This is a genomic window from Xenorhabdus kozodoii (genome assembly GCF_002632875.1).
GTDB lineage: Bacteria > Pseudomonadota > Gammaproteobacteria > Enterobacterales > Enterobacteriaceae > Xenorhabdus > Xenorhabdus kozodoii.
The window spans coordinates 1-1,522 of the sequence record NZ_NJCX01000067.1; the positions used below are offsets into that span (position 1 = coordinate 1).

Sequence of the window (1,522 nt, forward strand, 5' to 3'; positions counted from 1 at the left end):
ATGCGCCGTAACCGATACACCCCCGAACAAAAACAGCGCCATGTGACCCAATGGCGGCACAGTGATCTGACCCGAAAACAGTATTGTGAACAGCATCAGCTCAACTTTTCCTCGTTTCGTGACTGGATCGCCGACAGTAAAAAAAACCAAGACCCCAGCCCGGGTTTGTCAGCCTTGTTACCCGTTTCACTCCAGCCAGCCCAGACACCCACGGTCACCCTGCAAACGCCCGCCGGCTATGCCATCACCTGCCCGCTGGCATTATTGCCTGAGGTGATTCAGGTACTGGCCCGATGTTAAAACCCGAACAGCTTTTTCTGGTGCGGGAACCCGTCGATATGCGCCGGGGAATTGATGCCCTGACCCAGCATATTGAACGGTTAAACCTGCGCTGGCAGGAAGAGGCAGCGTTTGTTTTTTGCAACAAGGCCCGTTCCCGCCTCAAGGTATTACGCTGGGATCGCCATGGGGTTTGGTTGTGCACCCGCCGTTTGCACCGCGCCCATTTTGCCTGGCCCAAACAGGGGGAACGCAGCTGGGTGATGACGCCCGCCCAGTTTGACTGGCTCATCCGGGGCATTCACTGGCAACAGGTTGAGGGAGATGACCTGTCCGGCTGGCGAAGCTAATTTTTTAACCCCGGTCACAGTTTTACCGCCTCATTCCCCCGGATTATCCGGTAAACTGTCGCCATGACACTTCATGACTTAATAGCGCTGGATGACCCGGAACAATTTCGGCAACGGGCTCTGGCGCTGCTTCAGCAACAACGCGACTACATTCACCCGCTGGAGGCGGCTCTGAAACAGGCCCGGCGCTGGCGGTTCGGCGTACACAGCGAAACCCTCCCGGCCGGCCCCAAACGCAGCCAGTTTGAGGAAGATGCGGAAACGGATATTGCCGAGCTGGAAACCCGGCTCTCATACTTGCCTGTCACGGAAGAGACGGCCCCGGCTCGACCTAAACGCCAGCCTTTGCCGGCGGCCTTACCCCGTGAATCGGTGCGGCTTGAGCCGGACAGCACAAGCTGCCCTGACTGTGGTCATCCCCTGCGTTTCCTGCGCGATGACATCAGCGAACGGCTGGAATACCGCCCGGCGACGTTTATCGTCCGGCGTTATGTCTGTCCGCAATACAGCTGTGCCGCCTGCCAGTGTATTCATGCCCAGGCCCAGCCCGCACATCTCATTGAAAAGGGTCTGCCGGAACCGGGTCTGCTGGCTCAGGTGCTGGTCGCCAAATACCGGGATCACCAGCCCCTTTATCGCCAGCAGCAAATCTATGCCCGCAGTGGGGTGACCCTGGCACGCAGTACGCTGTCAGACTGGGTGGGACAAGTGGCCGTGGCTCTGCAACCGTTGGCCGACGCGCTGAAACAGGCTCTGCTGGCTTCGCCGGTTCTGCATGCCGACGAAACCCCGTTGCCGGTTCTGATGCCGGGGAAAGGGCAGACGCACCGGGCCTATCTGTGGACCTATGTGACGGGTCGTGATAACGCCCCCGCCGTGGTGTACTACGAGTT

Annotated in this window: 3 protein-coding genes; all 3 read left to right on the forward strand. The window is 59.2% G+C overall.

Translation table 11 applies throughout. The features are described 5' to 3' along the window. Positions 1-300, forward strand: a 300-nt coding sequence (tnpA, locus tag Xkoz_RS19035) for an IS66 family insertion sequence element accessory protein TnpA (protein ID WP_099143500.1), incomplete at its 5' end; no start/stop codon positions are given. Continuing rightward, the gene (gene tnpB, locus Xkoz_RS19040) at positions 294-629 is read left to right on the forward strand and encodes an IS66 family insertion sequence element accessory protein TnpB (protein ID WP_099143501.1); all 336 of its coding nucleotides are present in this window, start codon (positions 294-296) and stop codon (positions 627-629) included. The genes tnpA and tnpB, both read left to right, overlap by 7 nt. 63 nt (positions 630-692) lie before the next feature. Then, positions 693-1,522 (forward strand): IS66 family transposase (tnpC, locus tag Xkoz_RS19045; RefSeq protein WP_141554454.1); only part of this gene is annotated, 830 nt, incomplete at its 3' end.

Excerpts from the sequence above, each read along its gene's own strand:
- tnpB (WP_099143501.1), top strand. The coding sequence starts at position 294 with ATGTTAAAACCCGAACAGCTTTTTCTGGTGCGGGAACCCGTCGATATG.